The organism is Bacillus sp. AM 13(2015) (assembly GCF_001518755.1).
GTDB lineage: Bacteria > Bacillota > Bacilli > Bacillales > Bacillaceae > Bacillus > Bacillus safensis.
Map to the genome: position 1 here is coordinate 1 of NZ_LKCP01000002.1, position 21,699 is coordinate 21,699.

At 42.2% G+C, this 21,699-nt stretch carries 22 protein-coding genes; 18 read left to right on the plus strand and 4 right to left on the minus strand.

The genetic code is table 11. The annotated features are described in order from the left end of the window. Window positions 1–258: hypothetical protein (locus AOQ70_RS19615; protein WP_059374347.1), on the plus strand; the 258-nt coding region annotated here is incomplete at its 5' end. Between the two features lie 45 nt (window positions 259–303). Here the strand turns inward: AOQ70_RS19615 and AOQ70_RS00025 are convergent. Continuing rightward, entirely contained in the window at window positions 304–639 is a 336-nt protein-coding gene (locus tag AOQ70_RS00025) for a hypothetical protein (protein WP_059374349.1), read from the minus strand. A 295-nt stretch (window positions 640–934) separates the two neighbouring features. Next, complete coding sequence (locus AOQ70_RS00030) at window positions 935–1,996, minus strand: DUF4352 domain-containing protein (RefSeq protein ID WP_039176247.1); 1,062 nt, start codon at window positions 1,994–1,996, stop codon at window positions 935–937. 527 nt (window positions 1,997–2,523) lie between these two features. Between AOQ70_RS00030 and AOQ70_RS00035 the strand changes: the two genes are divergently transcribed. After that, window positions 2,524–2,952, plus strand: a complete 429-nt coding sequence (locus tag AOQ70_RS00035) for a cell wall hydrolase (RefSeq protein ID WP_039176249.1) — start codon at window positions 2,524–2,526, stop codon at window positions 2,950–2,952. 119 nt (window positions 2,953–3,071) lie between these two features. Continuing rightward, a complete protein-coding gene (locus AOQ70_RS00040; RefSeq protein WP_059374350.1) occupies window positions 3,072–3,851 on the plus strand; it encodes a glucose 1-dehydrogenase in 780 nt (259 codons plus the stop codon). Here AOQ70_RS00040 and AOQ70_RS00045 read toward each other — a convergent pair. Together AOQ70_RS00045 and AOQ70_RS00050 are read right to left on the minus strand one after the other, a co-directional pair. Then, window positions 3,801–4,913, minus strand: coding sequence for an acyltransferase family protein (locus AOQ70_RS00045; RefSeq protein WP_231730791.1), 1,113 nt, complete (start codon window positions 4,911–4,913; stop codon window positions 3,801–3,803). The genes AOQ70_RS00040 and AOQ70_RS00045 overlap by 51 nt on opposite strands. A gap of 211 nt (window positions 4,914–5,124) precedes the next feature. Then, window positions 5,125–6,117: an LLM class flavin-dependent oxidoreductase gene (locus AOQ70_RS00050; protein ID WP_059374351.1), complete on the minus strand. Its 993-nt coding sequence runs from the start codon at window positions 6,115–6,117 to the stop codon at window positions 5,125–5,127. Window positions 6,118–6,530: 413 nt separating this feature from the next. Between AOQ70_RS00050 and AOQ70_RS00055 the strand changes: the two genes are divergently transcribed. From AOQ70_RS00055 to AOQ70_RS00125, 15 genes are all read left to right on the plus strand, one after another. After that, window positions 6,531–7,133 (plus strand): TerD family protein, encoded by a 603-nt coding sequence (locus AOQ70_RS00055; protein ID WP_039176264.1) that lies wholly within the window; start codon window positions 6,531–6,533, stop codon window positions 7,131–7,133. Window positions 7,134–7,153: 20 nt separating this feature from the next. After that, a complete protein-coding gene (locus AOQ70_RS00060; RefSeq protein WP_039176267.1) occupies window positions 7,154–7,735 on the plus strand; it encodes a TerD family protein in 582 nt (193 codons plus the stop codon). Between the two features lie 39 nt (window positions 7,736–7,774). Continuing rightward, the gene (locus tag AOQ70_RS00065; protein WP_034664245.1) at window positions 7,775–8,353 is read left to right on the plus strand and encodes a TerD family protein; all 579 of its coding nucleotides are present in this window, start codon (window positions 7,775–7,777) and stop codon (window positions 8,351–8,353) included. 140 nt (window positions 8,354–8,493) lie between these two features. Further along, entirely contained in the window at window positions 8,494–9,273 is a 780-nt protein-coding gene (locus tag AOQ70_RS00070; RefSeq protein WP_039176272.1) for a TerC family protein, read from the plus strand. Between the two features lie 99 nt (window positions 9,274–9,372). Further along, window positions 9,373–10,560 (plus strand): HpcH/HpaI aldolase/citrate lyase family protein, encoded by a 1,188-nt coding sequence (locus tag AOQ70_RS00075; protein WP_059374353.1) that lies wholly within the window; start codon window positions 9,373–9,375, stop codon window positions 10,558–10,560. After that, a complete protein-coding gene (locus AOQ70_RS00080) occupies window positions 10,550–11,881 on the plus strand; it encodes a phosphoribosyltransferase family protein (RefSeq protein ID WP_059374355.1) in 1,332 nt (443 codons plus the stop codon). Before AOQ70_RS00075 ends, AOQ70_RS00080 begins: the two co-directional genes overlap by 11 nt. Then, window positions 11,874–12,983, plus strand: a complete 1,110-nt coding sequence (locus tag AOQ70_RS00085; protein ID WP_059374357.1) for a cysteine protease StiP family protein — start codon at window positions 11,874–11,876, stop codon at window positions 12,981–12,983. Before AOQ70_RS00080 ends, AOQ70_RS00085 begins: the two co-directional genes overlap by 8 nt. Then, on the plus strand, window positions 12,980–13,795 hold the full coding sequence (locus AOQ70_RS00090; protein WP_059374358.1) for an HAD family hydrolase: 816 nt from the start codon (window positions 12,980–12,982) through the stop codon (window positions 13,793–13,795). Before AOQ70_RS00085 ends, AOQ70_RS00090 begins: the two co-directional genes overlap by 4 nt. Window positions 13,796–13,865: 70 nt before the next feature. After that, window positions 13,866–15,482 (plus strand): YceG family protein, encoded by a 1,617-nt coding sequence (locus AOQ70_RS00095; protein WP_059374364.1) that lies wholly within the window; start codon window positions 13,866–13,868, stop codon window positions 15,480–15,482. A gap of 14 nt (window positions 15,483–15,496) precedes the next feature. After that, window positions 15,497–16,591 (plus strand): toxic anion resistance protein, encoded by a 1,095-nt coding sequence (locus AOQ70_RS00100; RefSeq protein ID WP_034283225.1) that lies wholly within the window; start codon window positions 15,497–15,499, stop codon window positions 16,589–16,591. A gap of 400 nt (window positions 16,592–16,991) precedes the next feature. Then, window positions 16,992–18,257: a glycine/proline betaine ABC transporter ATP-binding protein OpuAA gene (gene opuAA / locus AOQ70_RS00105; RefSeq protein ID WP_039176292.1), complete on the plus strand. Its 1,266-nt coding sequence runs from the start codon at window positions 16,992–16,994 to the stop codon at window positions 18,255–18,257. A 10-nt stretch (window positions 18,258–18,267) separates the two neighbouring features. Beyond that, window positions 18,268–19,113 (plus strand): glycine/proline betaine ABC transporter permease subunit OpuAB, encoded by an 846-nt coding sequence (gene opuAB / locus AOQ70_RS00110; protein WP_039182966.1) that lies wholly within the window; start codon window positions 18,268–18,270, stop codon window positions 19,111–19,113. Further along, window positions 19,113–19,994: a glycine betaine ABC transporter substrate-binding protein gene (locus tag AOQ70_RS00115; RefSeq protein ID WP_039176296.1), complete on the plus strand. Its 882-nt coding sequence runs from the start codon at window positions 19,113–19,115 to the stop codon at window positions 19,992–19,994. The genes opuAB and AOQ70_RS00115 overlap by 1 nt, the downstream gene beginning before the upstream one ends. A gap of 106 nt (window positions 19,995–20,100) precedes the next feature. Further along, complete coding sequence (locus AOQ70_RS00120) at window positions 20,101–20,856, plus strand: alpha/beta fold hydrolase (RefSeq protein ID WP_231730792.1); 756 nt, start codon at window positions 20,101–20,103, stop codon at window positions 20,854–20,856. A 110-nt stretch (window positions 20,857–20,966) separates the two neighbouring features. Then, entirely contained in the window at window positions 20,967–21,689 is a 723-nt protein-coding gene (locus tag AOQ70_RS00125) for an SDR family NAD(P)-dependent oxidoreductase (protein ID WP_059374366.1), read from the plus strand. The last annotated feature ends 10 nt before the right edge of the window (window positions 21,690–21,699 follow it).

Here is a 21,699-nt window from a genome sequence, read left to right on the forward strand (position 1 = left end):
TTTATTTTGGGAAATAGGAAAGGCTTATTAGAACTAAGAAATGCAATAGACAAGGCTTTAGAAACCGGTTGTTCTACTTCAACATTATTTCCGTCTGATTATGAAGGATATGATGTCTATGTTGCTTTAGTAGACGAGGAGCAAAGGTTTGAGAAATTAACAACTCCTTATGTTGAAGAATACGTACAAGAGGAAAATGCGGTTGATCCAATTGAGATCATTAAAGAATATGAAGCTGAAAAGGGCAATTCCTTATAAAGAGATTCCCCTGCTTGTGAACTCGTTTGCTAGTGAATCAAATGTCTATGGATTTGGCTTGTCATTGGGTTTTGTCCAGTACTTGATGTCTTCCAATGCTCTTTCAATGTCATCCATATCGTCAATTCCTAAAGTACTATCAAATTTCGAAGATAGTATCTTTCGTACTTTAGCGAGTCTTTGAGTGACCTCCCACTCATCTATAAATCGTGTGGTTTCTGTTTCATATTCTCCTCTATATGCTTCCTCACCATACTCATAAAATTTTTCACCATAATAAGAACCCATGTTATGCAAAGACAAAAGAATCAAATTCATTTCTTTTAATACCTCTAACATTTCATCACCCGTGTAGGTGATGTTTTGATTAGACTTTAGCATTGACTCCCACCCTTAAAATAAGAAATGTTGATATACGCCGCAACCAATACGCTTGTGTTCATCATATTAAAAAAACCCCCGGGATCGGGGGTTTCAGCGTGTAGACAAACCCTCGCATTCTTTGTCAGTTCTGCGCTCCGGTGCTCACGAATGTCAAATTCGCTCCGCTCCGGTGCTCGCCCTTCCTAGACTGCAAAGGTTTTCTATCACGCTGAAAAGAAGACAAAGGGCTAAAATAAAGATCATTTTAGCCCTTTGTCAACAATCTGAAACCCCCGGAATCGGGGGTTTTTCTTTAGTTCTTGATGAATTTCTCAACTAATGAGCTTGTTTTGTAGTCGTTCAAATCAAGTTTCCATTGGTCGATATCGTTTTTCTTCATGTTCACTTCTACTGTTTCTTCAGAAGATGATGGTCCTAATTTTTTAAATTCATCTGGATAGATAGAAAGTAGATATTTCTGTGCATCATCATAAGATGCTGAACGGTTTTTGCTGTAGAACTCAGTCGCTTTCTCTTTCAAACGATCGACAAGCGGACTTGCATCGATTGGTGTAAGAGTTACAGTCACGACAGCTTTATCACCACTGATCGCTTTTGTTTTTGTTGATACTTTTGATTTTTCAGCTAATGTTTCTTTTACTGCTTTTAAAAGCTTATCAAGGTTTTCGTCCTTCGCTGAGCTAGAAGAAATACCTGATGAAGTGATATAACCTTGTTTGAATGATTTATCAAACTCGTTCACAACAGTTGATTTGTTATCACCTGTTAGTTTTTCGAAATCGTCGTTTTTCTTACCAAAAATCATCACATCAATATAAGAAGAAAGAGCTTTTGCAGATGCTTGTAGTGTATCTGCTTTTTTCATTAAGTCTTTTCCTTTAATATCGAATTCTAGTGTTTTGTCATCTTTTTTCGATCCACTGCCTGGCTCTGTGTAAACAAGCTGATAGTCTTTGTCTTTGTCAACAACAAAGAATAGACCGCCTTTTGTTACTTTGTCTGCATTTAAAGAGCTTGAAGATAATACTTCATTGTAGTCATCTGGAGAGATCGTAGATACTTGTGCGTCATCTTGGTAAAGTGTGAAGTTGCTTTTATCAACATTGAGAGGCTCTTTGCTGATATTTTTTACAGATACATTCACTTTTAGTACATACTGATCATCCTGTACAGATGTATCGTATTGAGGTGGTAATGTGTACTCAGCACTTTCTACCTTTACTTCTGCTGCATCAAGAGATTTTTTGGTATCGTTTTCTTTCGCAGCTGTTTTGTCTTTACCACCACTACAAGCGGCAGCGACAACAGTTACACACAAGATCAGAAGAAACAGGGATAATTTCTTTTTAAACATGTCGTGTTTTCCTCCTCGGGTTTATGGTGAATTTCATTGAAAAGCTGTAGTTCATATCGTTCTTTTTGCACAAAAAGAAAAATACTGTATGTTTTTTACTGTAGAATGAAGCGAAAGTACTGTCAATACCTCAGTGCGTTTCCGAGGTTGATTGGCTTCAAGTAGTAAAAATGACACTAAGTTGAGAGGAGAAACTTGTAATTTATTATTTGATATCTCCTGTAGAAACTCAACATTTTATATTTTAAGGTTTTGAGTCGGATTATTGAATAGGTTCAAATGACTGTTTTTGAAGATGATGTCGCAATTAGAAGGATTTTTATGACTTGTAAATGAGTATATAGTAATGAATATTTTTTCCTGCTATGTGGATGATCACTTGGTTTGTGTGTTGTTGACAGCAAGACACATGTCCAGCAAATTTAGACAGGCTGCCGACACTGAACGTGCTTTTTCATGTCAAAATGGCAGTCATCTACACAGAAACGCTACATAAAATAAAAGAGAAACGAACTGGAGGTGGATGTATGGCAGTGGTAAGAGCGACAAGCTCTGATATTGATTTAATGGCCAGACTGCTGAGAGCGGAGGCAGAAGGTGAAGGGAAGCAAGGGATGCTGCTCGTAGGAAATGTGGGCATCAATCGGCTGCGTGCCAACTGTTCTGACTTTAAAGGGCTGCGTACGATTCCACAAATGATTTATCAGGAGCATGCATTCGAAGCGGTCACGCATGGGTACTTTTATCAACGAGCACGAGAAACTGAAAAAACACTTGCGCGGAGAAATATTAACGGAGAACGTTTTTGGCCGGCAAAATTCAGCCTTTGGTATTTTAAACCGCCTGGCAATTGTCCGGCGACTTGGTACAATCAGCCGTTTGTGGCGAGGTATAAGTCGCATTGCTTTTATCAGCCAACCGCCGAAACGTGTGAAAATGTCTATAACACCTTTTAGCTTGATGAAACGCACAATCCTCTTAGAGTACGAATGCAGAGGGTTGTGTTTTTGTTTTTTCCAAAATGGGTAACCATTGTGTATCAACAAGATGAAGCACGTGAATGGAGGAAATAAAGATGTATCAAGATTTAAAAGGGAAAACAGCCATTGTTACAGGCTCTTCAAAAGGAATTGGACAAGCGATCGCATTGCGGTTTGGACAAGAGGAAATGAATGTGGTTGTAAACTATAAAGGCGATGAAGATGGAGCTGAAGAGACCGTAAAAGCCATTCAGCAGCACGGAGGTGGGGCGGTGAAAGTGCACGCAGACGTCTCCAAAGAGGAAGGTATCCAAGCTATCATGGATACAGCACTGGAGCATTTCGGTACAGTAGATGTATTCGTCAATAATTCAGGCTTCAACGGCGAAGAAGCGCTGCCGCATGAGATGACGCTGGAGCAATGGCAAAACGTCATCGATGTGAACATAACAGGCGCATTTTTAGGTGCAAAGGCTGCGCTCGCCTATATGATGGAGCATGACATCAAAGGGTCTATTTTAAATATTTCCAGTGTCCATCAGGAAATTCCGCGCCCGTTCAATGTTCATTATTCCACTTCAAAGGGCGGAATGAATATGATGACGAAGACGCTGGCTCTTGATTATGCAGAAGCAGGTATTCGAATCAATGCGATTGCGCCAGGTACCATGGCAACCGAATCAAATGATGATTTGCAGGATGAACAGAAAAAACAAAAGCAGCTTGAGAAAATTCCGATGAGAACCTTCGGTGAACCGAAGGAGATTGGGTCCGCTGCTGCATTCCTCGTTTCTAAGGAAGCGGCGTATATCACAGGAACCACCTTATTTGTGGATGGTGGAATGACACTTTATCCTTCTCAAATCAATGATTAATACAAAAAACATCCGCCTGTTCAGCCAGCGGATGTTTTTTGTTCGTAGCGTTGTGCGGCTTTGGCTGGTTTGCCGAGCAGCATCGGATACTTGCTCAGGAAGGAGATACATGGCACCATGAGCAGCAATGTGCCGATCGTGTAAAAAAAGTGTCCAAGAGCGCTGCGCTGTACCAGCAATATTGATACCAAGTCCATAAAAAACAAATGCTTTCATGATATCGATGCCGGCAAACTGCAAGACAAGAATGACAATAGAATTACGTCCTAGATACGTCAAAATAGGGGATGTTTTCAATTTAAAGCTTAAATAAATCACGGCGGCTGAACCGAGCAGAGCACATGCATAGAAAATAAAGAGATCACCGTAGTCGTTGACGCGCATATCGATCCGTGAATTAAAGCTTTGCATGTAAGCCGTCAGCACAAGCAGACCTGTACATAAAAGAAGGGTTGGATCTGTTTTTAATTCCACAAACCACTGCTTTGCTAAAAAACCAATTGAATAAAACACAACAGCCGTCAAGGCAACATTGGCATTCCAAGGAAGACTTTGATCTAAAAGCAAGGTAGTAGCATATCCAGCACCGCCGCAAAGAACAGTCAGCAAGATCACGGCAGCGGGTTTTCCTTTTGTCAGACGATGCATAAAGAAAAATAATATTTCCACTAAAAAGAGCGTCGTTAAAAACCAAATCGCTGGGTTATGTGTGAGCCTTGCTTCATCTGCATTGGATATGAAAATTCCTGTAAACGGAACGAAAGGGTCAATATCCGTTTGTCCCTTGAATGCGAAAAAACGAGTAACGGAGAACCAAAATACATACGTAATGATGGAGAAATAGAGATAGGGCAAGAGTAAGCTTTTGGCTTTTTTCTGAATAAATGACAGAGCAGGGGATGAGGATGATCGAAACATCATACCTGATAGTAAAAAGAAAAGCGGCATATGAAAAGAGTAAATGAATTGCTTGAGCGAATCTGGAATGGGCACATGCGCCATGACCACGAGCAGAATGCCGATTCCTTTAGCTGCATCTACCCAATCGAGTCTCTTTTTCATGTCCTGTCATCTCCTTCTTTCTCAGCGTCGTAAACCGTTCTTTGAATATGTACCTCTACTATATAAAAGGTACACCTCTTATGCGTTTACAGTTCGCTAACGATTAGAAGACACATTTGCGATCAGATGACAGACGGAAGGATTTTGACATCTTGATGTTACATTTCCCATTTTTTATGACAATGTAAAAAAGAAGCCTAGAAAGCTGGCTTCAAAATAATTCTGCTATTCGCTTGAAGGAACGCTGTTTTTCAATTGGATCAAAGGAATTGTTGAGAATCATGATGTCATCCGTTTGATAGCGGTCCATCAAGGTCTGTAATTGTTCTTTCACCGTTTTCTTTGAGCCGACAATCATCCGCTGGCGGTTTTGCAGCACTTTTTCCTTCTCCTGCGTGGTGTAGTGATAGGCATTTGCTTCTTCTATAGAAGGAACGCGGCTGTCCAGTCCTTTTTCAACACGCAGCAGCCATAAATCTGTACTGCTGGCGATCCGGTCTGCTTCTTCATCTGTTTCACCGCAGATGACAAAGACGGCAAACATAGATTGTGGCTGGCTGGAAAAGGCAGATGGGGAAAAGTGTGATCGATATGTCTCAAATGCTTGCTTGCCGCGTGCAGGATGGATAAAGTGGCCAAAAATATAGTTGATTCCAAGCTCCGCCGCCTGCATGGCACTATTTTCTCCCAGTCCAAGCAGCCAAACCGGCGGATGAGCATCAACAAGCGGAGCAGCTTTCACGCCTGCATGCGGATGATCAGAAGGCAGGCTGTCTGATAAGTAAAAAAGAAGGTCCTTCAACTGGCGGTCAAACTGAGACAGGTCTTTATGCACGCCGTCTGTCAAAGCGAGTCTCGTCCTTTCGATCCCGCCCGGGGATTTGCCGACTCCGATCTCAATCCGTCCAGGATAAAGGGCCTCAAGCTGCCGCGTGACCTCTGCTACTTTAAAAGGACTGTACTGAGGAAGTAAAATGCCGCCAGATCCGGTACGCAAGGTCGATGTATGAGCCGCAATATGAGCCATTAATATTTCAGGCGCCGTACTAGCGAGCCCCCTTGTGCTGTGGTGTTCAGCGAACCAATAGCGCTCATACCCAAGCGTTTCAGCCAGCTGAGCCAGCTGCGTTGTATGAATCAATGTCTCCTGAGCAGACTGACCTTTAGGAATGGCGACTTGATCTAATATATGAAGTGATGGCATCATCAACATCCTTTCAACAACATGCTGAATATAAGTATAAAGAAATCAATGGGTGGAAGGAAACGAAAGGGTTTATCCTTTGAACACATGCTTTTATCTTTTCTATATCAACATATGAAACCACATCTTACGCTCCTTATCAGCAAGAGCTGCTCATCGGGAACTTTCGACAATGTTTCACATGAAACACTTCATTTACGACATGAACTATTTTCAATATGCATCTTTCTTTAAAAAAATATAAAGTGTTTGAAACCTATCTTGAACATAGATCGTATATACTAGTAAATAGAAAAAAGAGTAAGAGGCTCCAATGTCATTTCATGAATTTTGTCGAATTTTCATGTATGATGATTTTAATAGGGTCCATCGCTTAATAAATAGATTTTTATTATGCTGGAGGAGTGATTGATTTGGCGATTACATTAGAAAAAGGTCAACGTATTGATTTAACAAAAGGGAAAGCAGGGCTAACGAATATTCTTGTTGGACTTGGCTGGGACCCTGTATCACAAGGCGGCGGGTTTTTAGGAAAGCTGTTTGGCGGCGGAGGCGGCGCTGATGTTGATTGTGATGCTTCAGTGCTCATGCTGAAAAATGATAAGTTTACGGAAAATAAAGATTTGATTTATTTTGGCAACCTAAAAAGCAAATGCGGCAGTGTTGAGCATACAGGTGACAACCTGACTGGTGAAGGAGACGGAGATGATGAACAAGTCCTCGTCAACTTGAGCAAGGTGCCGGGTAATGTGAATAAATTGGTGTTTGTCGTGAACATTTATGATGCCCTTAGAAGAAACCAACACTTTGGTATGATTCAAAATGCTTACATTCGCATCGTTGATCGTTCAAACAATCAAGAATTAGTGAAATATAATTTAAAAGATGACTATGCAGGAAAAACATCGTTAATCGTCGGAGAACTTTACCGTCAAGAGAATGAGTGGAAGTTTGCGGCTCTTGGAAATGGTACAAATGATGCGAAGCTTGCCGATATTACGAGAAACTACATTTAAACAGAAGGGAGAGGTTCCTAGTGGGAATTTCTTTAGCGAAAGGTCAAAAAATTGATTTAACAAAAACGAATCCGGGTTTAACAAAAGTAGTCGTTGGTCTTGGCTGGGACGTCAATAAGTATGACGGCGGACATGACTTTGATCTAGACGCAAGTGTATTCCTTTTAGATGCAGCAGGTAAAGCAAGCTCTCCATCTGACTTTGTCTTTTACAACCAAACAACTGGCGGAGGCGGCAGTGTCGTACATACAGGCGATAACCGCACTGGTGAAGGGGACGGAGATGACGAGCAGGTAAATGTTGACCTTGCAGCTGTACCAGCAAGTATTGAGAAGATTTCATTTGTCATTACAATTCATGATGCAGAAGCGCGCAGTCAAAACTTCGGACAAGTGTCTAACGCATATGTACGTATTTTAAATGCGGCTTCGAATGAAGAACTCATTCGCTACGATTTGGCAGAGGATTTCTCAATTGAGACAGCCATTATTGTAGGTGAATTATACCGTCATGGCGGGGAATGGAAATTCTCAGCTGTCGGATCAGGCTATCAAGGCGGTCTTGCACGCATTGCAACGGACTTCGGCTTAGATATCGGATAACGATAGCTTCCTATTTTCAAAGACAGGAGAGATACGAATATGGCGATTCAGCTTTCAAAAGGACAACGTGTCGATTTAACTAAAACCAACCCAGGGCTGACGAAAGTGATGATCGGTCTTGGCTGGGATACGAATAAATATTCTGGCGGAGCCGAATTTGATTTGGACGCTTCGGCTTTCTTGGTAGATGCAAACAATCGTTGTCAGCAAGATACAGATTTTGTGTTCTATAATAACCTTCAGCATCCGAGCGGCAGTGTCACTCATACAGGTGATAACCGGACGGGTGAAGGAGATGGAGATGACGAGCAAATTCTCGTTGATTTCTCGAAAATTCCTGCTAACATTGATCGTATCGGAATTACAGTTACGATCCATGATGCAGAGACGCGCAGCCAAAATTTTGGACAAGTCTCTAATGCATTTGTTCGTGTTGTAAATGAAGAGGGCGGGGAAGAATTGATTCGCTTCGATTTAGGCGAAGACTTCTCAATTGAAACAGCTGTTGTGGTATGTGAATTGTACCGACACGGAAGTGATTGGAAGTTTAACGCGATCGGAAGCGGATTCTCTGGCGGACTTGCAGCTCTTTGTCAAAATTATGGGTTAGAAGTGTAAATAAGAGAAACAAATCAATTCAAGAGGTGCTGTCAAAAACTCATATGAGGGCCTTTTCCAAAGTGAGAAAGAAACAGCGATCAAGAATAGCAGCAGGCGAAAGCCTGCTGATGCTTCTACACTTATAGGAGGAAAACCAGTTGGACATTTTGAAACATATGTTGGATACATATGCCTCGTTTTTTGATTGGCATATGTGGGCAGAGGTGTTAACAGACCCTGTCTCTTGGGGGCTTATTGGGACGCTTGTCGTGCTTGAAGGATTGTTATCAGCAGATAACGCACTTGTATTAGCTGTGATGGTGAAACATTTACCGGAAAAACAGCGTAAAAAGGCATTAACCTACGGATTAATTGGCGCTTATTTCTTCCGTTTTCTATTCATTGGCGTAGGGATGCTGCTTATTAAATTCTGGTGGATTAAGGTTCTTGGAGCTGCTTACTTAGCATGGCTTGTCATTAAGCACTTCTGGTTAGGTGATGGCGATGATGAAGCGAAGGAATTGAAAAAAGAAGGCTGGTTGATTCGGGTATTTGGTATATTCTGGGCAACCGTTATCTCTGTAGAAATTATGGACCTTGCCTTCTCGGTTGATAGTATTCTTGCAGCATTCGCTGTATCTGAGGAAGTATGGATTCTTCTATTAGGCGGAATGCTTGGAATTCTCATGATGCGTACAGTGGCACAGTTGTTCCTTGTTCTTATTGACCGTATCCCAGAGCTCGAGAATACAGCGTTTATTCTTATCGGGATCATTGCGATCAAAATGGGCTTGAGTGCTGCTCACATTGAAATCCCGCATCTTGTATTCTTTGCGATTATTATCCTAGCATTTATCGGAACGTTTATTGTTCATAAAATCAATAAGAAGAAACATCAAGGTGTAACAAACGAAGCTGCGGCTTCAAAAGAAGAATAGGACGATCAAAAAGGAATGGAGTTGATTAGCGGCTCCATCCTTTTTTGAATCATCAAGTCATTTGTTCGATTTTCTCTCAACAACAGGAGGTGGCACAGCATGCGGTATTTTCAGTTTTTATCAGAGGCGAGGCAGCACGATATTTTTTTCAAACGGCCGGGGACGATGCATTTGATGACGCCAAGGCACGTACTTGCGCATGCATTAGGTGCTACTTTGTATATGCCTGCAACAAGACAGGATATAGCAGACATGCTGCTGTCGCAGAAATATGAAGCACTTTGCTCTGTTGTATTTTGTTTAGAGGATGCCATCGGTGATCAAGAAGTGGAAATGGCTGAGCAGAATCTAGTGGTACAACTCGCCAAACTGTCGGACAAATTGACGCATATGCCTGAAACGGCTGAACAATTGCCGCTTTTATTTATTCGGGTTCGTTCGCCGAAGCAGCTGCTCAAAATGGCAGATTTGCTAGGTTCATCTCTTCATTTATTGACGGGTTTTGTATTTCCAAAGTGTTCTATTCATAATGCAAAGGATTATTTGGACAGCTTGAAACAGGTTTCAGCACAAACGAAGACAAAGCTGTACGGTATGCCCATTTTGGAAACACCCGATTTATTAGAAAAAGAAACAAGATATACGGTACTGTCTGAGTTAAAGCAGATCATGCTGAATGATGAAGAATATATTTTGAATATTCGTATTGGGGCAACGGACCTTTGCGGCTTATATGGCATTCGCCGTGACCGTGACACCACCATCTATGAAATCAGATTGATTGCTGATTTGATCACAGATATGATCAATTATTTTGGCCGTTCCTTTGTTGTATCAGGTGCAGTATGGGAGCATTTTGGCCCTGCACGAAAGGAACAAAAACCATTCATCCGTGCGCTTTCTAAGGGCGGTGAGCTGTCCTTATCTGAATTCGATGATGTACAAGGTTTACTCAAGGAGACAAAACTCGATGTAGCCAACGGCATACATGGGAAAACAGTGATCCATCCAACACATCTCAAGCCAGTGCAAAGCATGTACGTTGTGACAAAGGAAGAGTACATGGATGCTTTAAGTATTTTAGAACATGCTGACGGCACAGTTGGCGTAATGAAGAGTGCCTTCTCTAATAAGATGAATGAAACGAAGCCCCATTACAGGTGGGCAGAGCACATATTAATTAAGTCAGACATTTACGGGGTGTTTCATGAAAATAGAAGCTATATCGACATACTCACAGAATCAGAAGCGGCATACGCTGAACATCTTGGAACATATGGAGGTTGAGCTTGACCTCAAAGAAGGGGCGCTCCAGCTGGAGAAAGAGCATCTTTTTGAGATGGCAGCAAGGGTGAACAAAAAAAGAGCCTTTTTATTCGTTAGTAAGGTGCTTGGAAAGCATATTCCTGTTCATCCAGTGAAACCGCTCCTTGTCTCGGGTCTTTTAGCGATGGCATATTCCAAAGAGCAAACGGGACAGACGCCTCCGTACCAAGATTTTCTTGTAGAGGCACTCAAGACGGATGATCACGCGGCGTTAACGGCAGCCTATGAAACACTCAAAAAAGAAAAGCTTTCAGCTGGCAATGAGCCTGTCGTCATCGGCTTTGCGGAAACAGCAACAGCCCTTGGACATGGTGTGTATGATGTGCTAGAAGGCGCATCTTACATTCATACGACACGTGAACAGCTGCTGGGTCTTGACCCGTCATTGGTATTTGAAGAAGAACATTCGCATGCAACAGACCAGCTTTGTTATGCAGATGAAGCATTACTTCGCACAGACCGCCCCATCGTGTTAGTAGATGATGAAGTCACGACAGGCCGTACAAATATCAACATCATTCGTGACCTTCATGCAAAGTACCCGCGGCATTCTTATACCATTCTTTCCATTTTGGACTGGCGGACGGAGGAGCATGAGAAAGCCATGTGCCAGCTTGAAGAGGAGCTCGGAATTCACATCACATCATTGTCTTTATTAAAAGGGCAGATGGTCTTTAGAGGCAAAACGCTTGATGAACCAGCTTATTCGTATGAGATTGCGGAGCAAGAGAAGCGGCCAAGTCTCTCTTTTCATTCTCTTCAATCTTTCTTTAAGCAAGTGCCGTATTCACTTTCTCATGCAGCAAATTCGGCTGGTCATTCGCCATATATACATGAAACGGGCCGTTTTGGTTTAAACGTAGCAGATACGGAAGCACTCGACCAAGCAGCTGCTGAAGCGGGATTGAAGCTGCGGCAGGAACGCAAAGGAAAACAAACACTCTGCTTAGGGACAGGTGAGCTGATGTATGTACCGATGAGACTGTCTGCACATATGGGAGAAGGCGTTCGCTTTCATTCAACAACGAGAAGTCCTATTCACCCAGTCGAAAAGGATGGATACGCTGTTCAAAATGGGTTTACCTTTATGAATCCAGAAGATGCCCGAATTCAGCACTACGTGTACAACATTCCAAAAGGTGAATATGATGATGTATTTCTCTTTTTTGAGAAAAAGGTCTCTCAGGAGGCATTGCTTCCGCTTATTCATTTATTTGCCGAGCGGCATGTGAAGCATGTGCATATTGTGACTTTATCAGACGAGGTGAAGGTGAATGGCTAACGTGTATACAAAGATGGGAAGCTATCCAGAGCAGGATGTAACCTTCTTACTCAAAGATTTATCCTCTATTGAGATGGAGAAAAGTACAGAAGAGCGGGAGCGTTCAATTCAGAGTGGTGCGCATTATTCAGAAATGCTGCCAATTGAATATAAACCAACTGAATCTTATATGACTTTATTCTATCAATCTCTTGAAGAAAGTAAGGAAAAGGTAGCCGAAGCAGTAGCTGTTGTAGCAGAACAGATTGTGAAAAAGCGAGGCTTCAAAACCGTGCTTTGCAGCTTGGCGCGTGCAGGAACACCGATCGGGGTGCTAATCAAACGATATATTCGAAAGACATATGGTATCGATCTGCCTCATTACAGCATCTCTATTATTCGCGACCGCGGAATAGACGAGAATGCACTGCATTATATGCTGAAAGAACATCCAGGCTTTGAAATTGCTTTTATCGATGGATGGACTGGAAAAGGTGCCATTTCGAAAGAGCTCGAAAAAGCTGTGATTGATTTTGAAAAAAAATATGGCGTGCGTCTTTCGAGTGAGCTGGCTGTGCTGGCGGACCCTGGCTATTGTACACATGTATATGGAACGAGAGAGGACTTTCTCATTCCAAGTGCCTGCCTGAATTCGACGGTATCAGGGCTTGTCAGTCGTACGGTACTAAACAACCGCTGGATCAATGCCGATGATTTCCATGGGGCAAAGTATTATAAAGAGCTGCTTGATGAGGATGTGTCCAATCTGTATGTGGATACGATTGAAGATGCATTTTCCAGCCTCGGACCAAATGTACAAGAGAAAGCAGAAACCATACTTACGCAAGGGACGCCGGCAGATTGGCGCGGAATGGCATCCATTGAAGCAATCGGTCAGGAGTTTCAAATTAAAAATACGCATTTGATTAAGCCGGGTGTTGGTGAGACGACCCGCGTGCTGCTTAGAAGAATCCCGTGGAAAATCTTGATTCAGCCTGGATCTCAGGAGAAGCTGAAGCATATCTTGCTTTTGGCAGAGGACAGAGGTGTTCCTGTCATTGAATATGCCAATATGTCCTACACGTGCTGCGGGTTAATTCGCCCGCTGGAGCAAACGTCATGAAGACATATGCATTTGCCAGTGATTTAGACCGGACGCTGATCTACTCACATCGAGTGCTTGACCAGTATGCGTATCAAGGAGAGTATGATTTAGTTGAGGTGCTGGACGAACGGCCGCTTTCCTATATGTCTGTTGAAACGAAAAAATCCTTGCAGACGATTCATCAATCAGGCTGGTTCATTCCAGTGACGACAAGAACGACTGCACAGTATGAACGGATCACCTTCTTTCAACAAGAGCTTCAACCGGAGTATGCTGTCACAACAAACGGGGGCTGTATTCTTCACCATGGCAAGCCGCTTGAGGATTGGCAGGCCATTGTTGATGAGAGACTTAGGGAGTGTATTCCAGTCAGAGAGATGCTGAGGGCGATCTCCGAACTTCCGGTTGCGGCTTGGGTGAAGCGTACCCGTACAGCAGAGGGAAGATTTCTTTATTTGATTATGAAAGATGAGTATTTATCTCACATACCGCTTGCTGAATTGAAGCTGTGGGGTGAGGAGAGAGGCTGGCAGGTTTCTCTTCAGGGACGGAAGCTTTATTTTATTCCACAGCCGCTTAATAAGTGGGATGCTGTTGCTTTTCTAAAGGATAGGCTGCAGCTTGAATACGTCTATGGTGCGGGTGATTCCCTGTTAGATGTGGGGCTCATTCGTCAATCAGATAAGGGCTTTGCCCCAAGGCATGGAGAAGTTCTCGACTTTGACCCAGAACTTGAGCCGACAGCAGCCTTTGGCATGGCCGCAGCGGATGAAATCACCGCTTCTGTCATCGAGCAGATGACGAAGGCAAAAAAGCCTTCGATTCGATAGCAGAAGTAGAAGGCTGAATGATATGATAGTAGTAGCTTTCTAGAAAATATAGGAGAAAGGAAGGAGCGGCGTGAGTTATAAAGAAATCAATGTCACCCAAACACGGGCGGAGCAGGAAGCCTGGAAAAACGTGCTGAAAAAGCCGCTCCCTGAAAGAGACGGTTATGTAAAGGACGAGCATACATTGTCCTTACCGCGTCTCGCCGCCCGGGTCCTTGGAACTCCGCATGATGCAACCGATTATTTTATTTATTTACATGAATTATACGAAACAGAAGGCATGCATATTTTAAGTGAAACGCTCAATCGTCATATTGAGCCAGAGCATTTTCAAGCGTTGCAGCGTATTCATTTGATTAACCAAGAAGAAAAGGGATTGTCCGTGAATCGCTTTGTGGCTTTTTTAGATGGTGAACAGCTGATTGTCCGCCATCCAAACCCTGTGATGAACCGGCATATCCGTCTTTCATTGATTAAGGTGTTTGAGCATTTCAAGCAGCTGCATGAGGGTGGATTTCAGCATCCTGATTTCCGCCGGGTCTTGCTGGATGTCGTGAAGTTTTCAAATAACCATCTAGGTCCATGGCTGAAGGAAGTCAATATAGAAGAAAAAATGCCGGCTGTCATTTGGTATGGAGAGGCGAATAAAAGTCAGCTTTATTTTCTTTACTATGTCATGCTGATTGGCTGTGATGTTGTGCTATTTCATCCAGAAGGCGAGGATTCGTTCCGCGAATTAGATCCAGAAGAAAAGCTGACTTTTATTGATCAGTACCCGGGGACTTCAAAGCTTGAGCCGTTCCCTACTGAAAAGCCTGAGAGGAAATCAACGGTGGCGTACCGATCGACAAGAGAGCTTGAAGAGGTACTTCACACGGAAGATTCAATGCTGTATAAGCCATGGCAATTCAGAGATCATACTCCTCATTCCATTACGCTGAAGACAACGTATGATGAGCTGTTTTTAATTGCAAAGGAACGATCCTTTATCCGCCCGAACTTTAAAGCAGATCGGGACACGATACAGATTCCGAATCTCTTTGCGAAAATGATGGGGGTCACACGAGACAAGCGTGAATACTGGGATCGCATTCACACGTTAATGGAGGGGAAAGAGACGAAGACCATTCGCCATTTTCCTTTTACGAAAGAAGTGACTTCGAATTATCAATTTCATTATCAGCATGCACTTTCTGCTACTGGGGAGATTGATCCTGAATTATTAATGAAAAGCAATGTGTGGCAGTTTTCTCATCTATATGAGGGCGCGCAGCGTGCGATAGCAGAGGCGATATCTCGAATCTGTCAGCATCCGAAGCTATTAAAAGAAGGCAATGAAACCGAATTAGATGTCCGCATTTATTTATTCAAGCAGATTCTGCATTTGAGCCAGGATCTCATTGAACTGATTCAAACCTTTGATTATGCACAAATCGTACCGAAAGTGATTTTATACCATACGGAATATAATGGGGAGCTGACTCGTTCTGATGCGGCCGCCCTGATTTTCCTAAATGAAATGGGTGTGGATCTCTTCGTATATCATCCGGCGGGATATCAGTGTATCGAACGGTATATCGATGACCAATTATTTGATACCCATTGGCTTGATGAGATGGTCATGAACCAGGAGTTTAAAGAGCCGTCCATCGTTAGAAAGTTATTTCAATCCATTAAAAACCGATAAGGAGATCAAAGCTTATGACAAATACAAACGGAAATGACATCATTTCAATTGATAAAGAGGAAATCACGATTGAGAAGGCAGACGATATTCGCGTTCAGCTTCGAAACGAACCAGAAGTGCAAAATATTGCGAGACAGATCGATGCAAAAAATCAGCTTGAGCTTCTTGAATACGGAAAACAGCCAGCCGTTGAAATCTCTAAGTTCTCTGATCGTATCCTTTCAATGATGCGTTCAACAAGCGTCACTGACTCAGGAACAATGCTGACGCAGCTTGGTAAGATTATGGATCGCTTTGATAAAAATGATTTTGACGAGCCGAAGGGTGGTTTGTTGTCAAAAATCTTTAAACGCGGCGGCAGCATGATTGAAAAGATTTTTAGTAAATATCAAACGCTCGGTGCTGAGATTGAAAAAATTAATGTAGAAATCAGTAAATATAAAGATGAAATGACCAAATCGACTGTGACGCTTGAAGAAATGTATGAGCATAACATTCAATACTACATGGAGCTTGAAAAGTATGTCGTAGCCGGTCAAATGAAAATTGAAGAATTAAAGCAATTGGTTCCTTCATATGAAGAAAAAGCAGCTAGTGGAAACCAGCTGGCACAAATGGAACTTGATACGCTTCGTAATGGGATTCAAGCGCTTGAAGAGCGTGTATATGACCTTGATATGGCAAGAATGGTCGCGCTTCAAACGGCACCGCAAATCCGTTTGCTTCAGCGTGGGAATACAAAATTAATCGGTAAAATCAACTCTGCCTTCATTATCACCATTCCAATCTTCAAAAATGGGATCATTCAAGCTGTGACAGCGAAGAGACAAAAGCTTGTCGCTGATTCCATGAGTGAGCTGGATAGAAGAACAAATGAAATGCTGAAACGAAATGCTGAAAACATTTCAAGTCAAAGTGTGGAGATTGCCAAATTATCCGGCCGTCCAAGCATCGACATTGAAACGATCGAATCTTCCTTTAATACAATTGTACAAGGGATGAAAGAGACGAAACAGATCGAAGAAGAGAACAAGCGATTACGTGAAGATGGAACAAAACGTATGCTTGAGCTTCAAGATAATATTAAGCGGGCTGCCCTAGAGTCCTAAAAAAACGAGCTGTCTGTAACTAAAGTTGCAGGCAGTTTTTTTGTGAATTTAAATAAAATTTGAGAAAAAAGGTTTTTATGTGACCATTTTCGGGTAAATCATGTTCAGGGGAATGGTTCGCCCATGATTCAAAAAAACTGCTATGACGAGGATTCGACTTATTTTTTAGCACAATTAGGAATTTCCAGTAAAATATTGTCTGGTGAGAGGAAATACCCCGTAAAATATGTAGTTTATGAAGCATTCTATAGGATTTACGAGTAATACGGCGTATAAACTCTAATGACCAGACCTCTATATGGAATTCATACATATTGTGGGGAAATAAGCGAATTCTAAAGATTGTTCGCATCATAACGCTTATGTTACGGTTATAAAGATGCTAATTTGGAGGGAAAATATGAATTCTGAAGAGAGAAATATCAAAATCAAGATAAATAATGTATCTAAAATTTTCGGTAAAAATGCTAAAAAAGCATCTCAAATGCTTGAAAACGGGAAAACAAAAAGAGAGATCCTAAAAGAGACCGGCGCAACAGTTGGTGTCAATCGAGCAAATTTTGATGTTTATGACGGCGAGATATTTGTCATCATGGGGCTATCAGGGAGCGGAAAGTCCACACTTGTGCGGATGCTAAACAGGTTAATCGAACCAACCTCCGGTGAAATTTATATTGATGGGGATATGATAACAAATATGTCAAAGGATCAATTGCGTGAAGTCAGACGGAAAAAGATCAGCATGGTTTTCCAAAACTTCGCATTGTTCCCGCACCGTACAATTCTTGAGAACACAGAGTATGGTCTTGAATTGCAAGGTGTAGATAAAGAAGAGCGCAGACCAAAAGCGCTTGAATCTTTAAAGCTTGTTGGACTTGAAGGCTTTGAAGAGCAATACCCAAATCAATTAAGTGGTGGGATGCAGCAGCGTGTTGGATTGGCACGTGCGTTAGCAAATGACCCTGACATTTTATTAATGGATGAAGCATTCAGCGCACTAGACCCATTAATTCGTAAAGATATGCAGGATGAATTGCTTGAGCTTCATACATCTGTAGGAAAAACGATCATTTTCATTACCCATGATTTAGATGAGGCGCTTCGTATTGGCGACCGCATTGTGCTCATGAAGGACGGAAATATCGTTCAAATCGGAACACCAGAAGAAATTCTAATGAACCCATCGAATGAATATGTTGAACGCTTCGTTGAAGATGTTGACCTTTCTAAAGTATTAACCGCTGGTCATATTATGAAACGTGCAGAAACAGTTCAGATTGACAAAGGGGCACGTGTTGCGCTTACGCTCATGAAAAACCTAGGGATTTCGTCTATCTATGCGGTAGATAAGAAAAAGCATTTATTAGGTGTCATTTCTGCCCAAGCAGCGAAGAAAGCAGCAGAAACGGGAGCGTCGCTTGAAACGGTTCTCGATAAAGAATTTACGACAGTGTTGGAATCTACGTATTTGACAGAGATCTTTGATGCGGTGTCTGATGCGAACATTCCGATTGCCGTTGTCGATGAGAAAAACAGAATGAAGGGCATTGTGGTCCGAGGTGCATTGATTGGTGCATTATCAGGAAATGATGAGTATATCAACATGTCTTCTAACAAGCTAGAGGAAATTAAAGCACAAGAGCCTTCTGCACAGGAGGTAGAATAAGATGTTTAGTATGAGTGATTTACCTAGAATTCCGTTTGCGGAATATATCGATCAATTTGTTGACTGGTTAACATTAACGTTTGGTGGTTTCTTTGATGGCATCACAAATGGATTAGCAGGAACAGTAAATGGGATTGTGGCTGCACTTGGCGTCATTCCATCCATTATTTTAACCCTTATTTTTGCCGGTATTGCTTGGTGGATCAGTACAAGAGGAGTTGCTCTTTTCACACTTATTGGATTTTTACTGATCGACTATTTAGGCTACTGGCATCCAATGCTTCAAACACTTGCGCTCGTTTTGACCGCTGTGGTCATTTCTATTGTGATCGGGGTTCCGATCGGTATTTGGGCATCACAGAAGGAAACTGTGCGTAAAATTGTGACACCTATTTTAGATTTAATGCAGACAATGCCTGCATTCGTTTATCTATTACCAGCGATCTTCTTCTTTAATATTGGGGTTGTTCCTGGGGTTGTGGCATCGGTTATCTTCTCTATGCCGCCAACGATCCGTATGACCATTCTCGGTATTAAACAAGTACCGGCTGATTTAATTGAAGCAACCGAAGCATTTGGTTCAACGACATTCCAGCGTTTATTCAAAGTTCAGCTTCCACTTGCAACAAAAACCATCTTAGCTGGTATTAACCAAAGTATCATGCTGGCTCTATCAATGGTCGTGATTGCAGCAATGGTAGGTGCACCAGGACTTGGTTCAGAAGTATATAGTGCGGTAACCCAGCTGAAAACAGGTATTGGTTTTGAAGCAGGTATTGCCATTGTTATTGTGGCGATTACACTTGACCGTATTACACAAAACATTAAAACGAAAAAAACCAGGGGGAATGCTTAATGTGGAAAAAGTCTCTCTACATTGGGATGACCGCCCTGCTTGTCTTTTTACTAGCTGCTTGCGGCGCGCAGACAGATTCAAATGCGAGTGCAGCACAGCAGGTGAATAAAACTATTATCGGAATCGATCCAGGTTCAGGGATTATGGCACTGACAGATCAAGCGAAAAAGGATTACGGCTTAGAGGATTGGACGGTTGTGTCTGCATCAAGTGCAGCTATGACAGCAACACTCAAAAAATCTTACGACCGTAAAAAGCCAATCATCATCACTGGCTGGAATCCACACTGGATGTTTTCCCGCTATGATTTAAAATATTTAGATGATCCAAAAAAATCTTACGGTGAAGCGGAAGAAATTCATACGATTTCACGTAAAGGCTTTGCAAAGGATCAGCCGGAAGCAGCCAAAATGCTTAGTCAGTTTAAATGGTCTCAAGATGACATGGGCGAAGTCATGATTGATATTCAAGATGGTGTGAAACCAAAGGATGCTGCCATAAAATATGTGAAAAAACATAAAGACCAAGTAGCGAAATGGACAAAAGGCGTGAAAAAGTCGAATGGTGGAAAAGTCAATCTTGCCTACGTTGCCTGGGATAGTGAGATTGCAAGTACCAATGTTGCAGCAGAAGTATTGCGTGAACTCGGGTTTAATGTGACTTTGACTCAGGTTGAAGCAGGTCCAATGTGGACAGCAATTGCAACCGGAAGTGCGGATGCTTCATTATCCGCTTGGCTGCCAAATACGCATAAAACGTATGCAGCGAAGTTTAAAGGGAAATATGATGACCTTGGTACAAGTATGAAAGGCCTTCGAATGGGGCTAGTTGTTCCGAAATATATGAAGAACGTAAACTCCATTGAAGATTTGAAAAAATAGTCAATGATGTAGTGGTTCCCTTATAATAGAAGGGAGCATGTGGAAAAAGCAGTCTGCTCAAAAAGCGGCTGCTTTTTTCTTATATAGAAGGATGGAGTTGTCGTCGATGATGGATAGGTCAATCATGATTTTTCTGCATGGTGGAGGAGTAAGCAGCTGGATGTGGCAGGAGCAGGTTGAAATATTTAAGGACACGTATGAATGCTTTGCCCCTGATCTCATTGGACACGGGACAAGAGCAAAAGAACAGATATTTTCAATGAATGAAAGCGCTCAAGAAGTCATCTCATGGATCAAGGAAAACGCGAATGGCCGTCAAGTGATTCTGATTGGATTTTCTTTAGGTGCGCAGATTGCCGTTGATGTGTTATCAAGAGAGCCAGATATCGTAGACATCGCTGTCATCAATAGCGCCCTTGTGATGCCTTTGCCATGGCTCCATTTCATGGTGAGACCGCTCTTGCCACTGACGTATCCATTATTAAAGAAAGATTGGTTTATCCAGCTCCAAGCTGAAAAGATGGGGCTCCCGCAACATGTACTGCCTCATTATGCGGCGGAATCGAAACATTTGCAGAAGAAAACCCTTCTTACGATGTTTCAAGAAAACCTCCATTACAGGCTCCCAGACACGTTTCAGCAAGCAAAGGCACGCATTCTTGTCACAGTGGGAGAAAAAGAAAAAGGCATTATGACACGCTCAGCAAAAAAAATAACAAATTCACATCCGAAGGCAACAGGCGTCATCGTTCCCGGTATTGGACATACATTTACTTTTGAGAGAAAAGAACTTTTCACAGAAATGATCAAAAGCTTTATAGAGGCACGTGCATTACCAGTGGAATTAAAGGAAATCCAGTAGCCGCGCCCATCAATAAGTGAAGATAAGCATAAAAGAGGCGGTGGTCTCTTAGAATCTGTATGATATAGGTATAAAACGCTTTCAGTTTGTGTGCCATAGAAGGAGGAGCTATGAGTAAAAACTATATCATATTCGGTGCAAGTCAAGGATTAGGAGATGCTTTTGTAAAGGGTCTTCCTTCAAGTGGAGATACAGTTTGGATTGTGTCAAGAAGTGAACCAAGTAGTTTGAGCATAGATGACGGTGTACATAGAATTTGGCTGAAAATCGACTTATCAAGCCAAACGCATATCCCTTATATGCTCGAAGCACTGGAGAACAAGACGATTGATGTACTGATCTATAACGTCGGTTTATGGGAAAAACGAGGCTTTGAAGACGATTATTCCTTTGATCACGATCAGCCAGAGGATATTGCGCACTTAATTAATGTGAATGTCACCTCAACCATTACGTACATCCAGGCACTGCTTCCGCACGTAAGGAAATCGGAGAATGGGAAAATCATCGTGATTGGCTCAACGGCTGGACTCGATCATACAAACCTGCCGCAAGTCTCGTTTGTTGCATCTAAATTTGGCCTGCGCGGAATTGTGAATGCGCTGAGAGAGCATGTGAGAAAAGATAAAATATCTGTCACCTGTATCAATCCAGGAGAGCTGGCGGCAGAGGTTCCGTATGAAGAGGGAGCCGAAAAGGCGATTACTCTATATGACGAAACGAGAATCCCTGTCCAGGATATTGTGGAGCTAGCTAGATGTGTGATTCATTTATCAAGAGTATCTTGTGTGAAAGAAATCAACGTTCCAGCCATGACAGATTTGAATGCGTAAAATATTGCGA

What these genes read in the sequence shown, in the direction of transcription:
- AOQ70_RS00025 (WP_059374349.1), bottom strand. Translation starts at nt 639, where the DNA reads ATGCTAAAGTCTAATCAAAACATCACCTACACGGGTGATGAAATGTTA.
- AOQ70_RS00030 (WP_039176247.1), bottom strand. Translation starts at nt 1,996, where the DNA reads ATGTTTAAAAAGAAATTATCCCTGTTTCTTCTGATCTTGTGTGTAACT.
- AOQ70_RS00035 (WP_039176249.1), top strand. Translation starts at nt 2,524, where the DNA reads ATGGCAGTGGTAAGAGCGACAAGCTCTGATATTGATTTAATGGCCAGA.
- AOQ70_RS00040 (WP_059374350.1), top strand. Translation starts at nt 3,072, where the DNA reads ATGTATCAAGATTTAAAAGGGAAAACAGCCATTGTTACAGGCTCTTCA.
- AOQ70_RS00045 (WP_231730791.1), bottom strand. Translation starts at nt 4,913, where the DNA reads ATGAAAAAGAGACTCGATTGGGTAGATGCAGCTAAAGGAATCGGCATT.
- AOQ70_RS00050 (WP_059374351.1), bottom strand. Translation starts at nt 6,117, where the DNA reads ATGCCATCACTTCATATATTAGATCAAGTCGCCATTCCTAAAGGTCAG.
- AOQ70_RS00065 (WP_034664245.1), top strand. Translation starts at nt 7,775, where the DNA reads ATGGCGATTCAGCTTTCAAAAGGACAACGTGTCGATTTAACTAAAACC.
- AOQ70_RS00075 (WP_059374353.1), top strand. Translation starts at nt 9,373, where the DNA reads ATGCGGTATTTTCAGTTTTTATCAGAGGCGAGGCAGCACGATATTTTT.
- AOQ70_RS00080 (WP_059374355.1), top strand. Translation starts at nt 10,550, where the DNA reads ATGGAGGTTGAGCTTGACCTCAAAGAAGGGGCGCTCCAGCTGGAGAAA.
- AOQ70_RS00085 (WP_059374357.1), top strand. Translation starts at nt 11,874, where the DNA reads ATGGCTAACGTGTATACAAAGATGGGAAGCTATCCAGAGCAGGATGTA.
- AOQ70_RS00090 (WP_059374358.1), top strand. Translation starts at nt 12,980, where the DNA reads ATGAAGACATATGCATTTGCCAGTGATTTAGACCGGACGCTGATCTAC.
- AOQ70_RS00100 (WP_034283225.1), top strand. Translation starts at nt 15,497, where the DNA reads ATGACAAATACAAACGGAAATGACATCATTTCAATTGATAAAGAGGAA.
- opuAA (WP_039176292.1), top strand. Translation starts at nt 16,992, where the DNA reads ATGAATTCTGAAGAGAGAAATATCAAAATCAAGATAAATAATGTATCT.
- opuAB (WP_039182966.1), top strand. Translation starts at nt 18,268, where the DNA reads ATGAGTGATTTACCTAGAATTCCGTTTGCGGAATATATCGATCAATTT.
- AOQ70_RS00115 (WP_039176296.1), top strand. Translation starts at nt 19,113, where the DNA reads ATGTGGAAAAAGTCTCTCTACATTGGGATGACCGCCCTGCTTGTCTTT.
- AOQ70_RS00120 (WP_231730792.1), top strand. Translation starts at nt 20,101, where the DNA reads ATGATGGATAGGTCAATCATGATTTTTCTGCATGGTGGAGGAGTAAGC.
- AOQ70_RS00125 (WP_059374366.1), top strand. Translation starts at nt 20,967, where the DNA reads ATGAGTAAAAACTATATCATATTCGGTGCAAGTCAAGGATTAGGAGAT.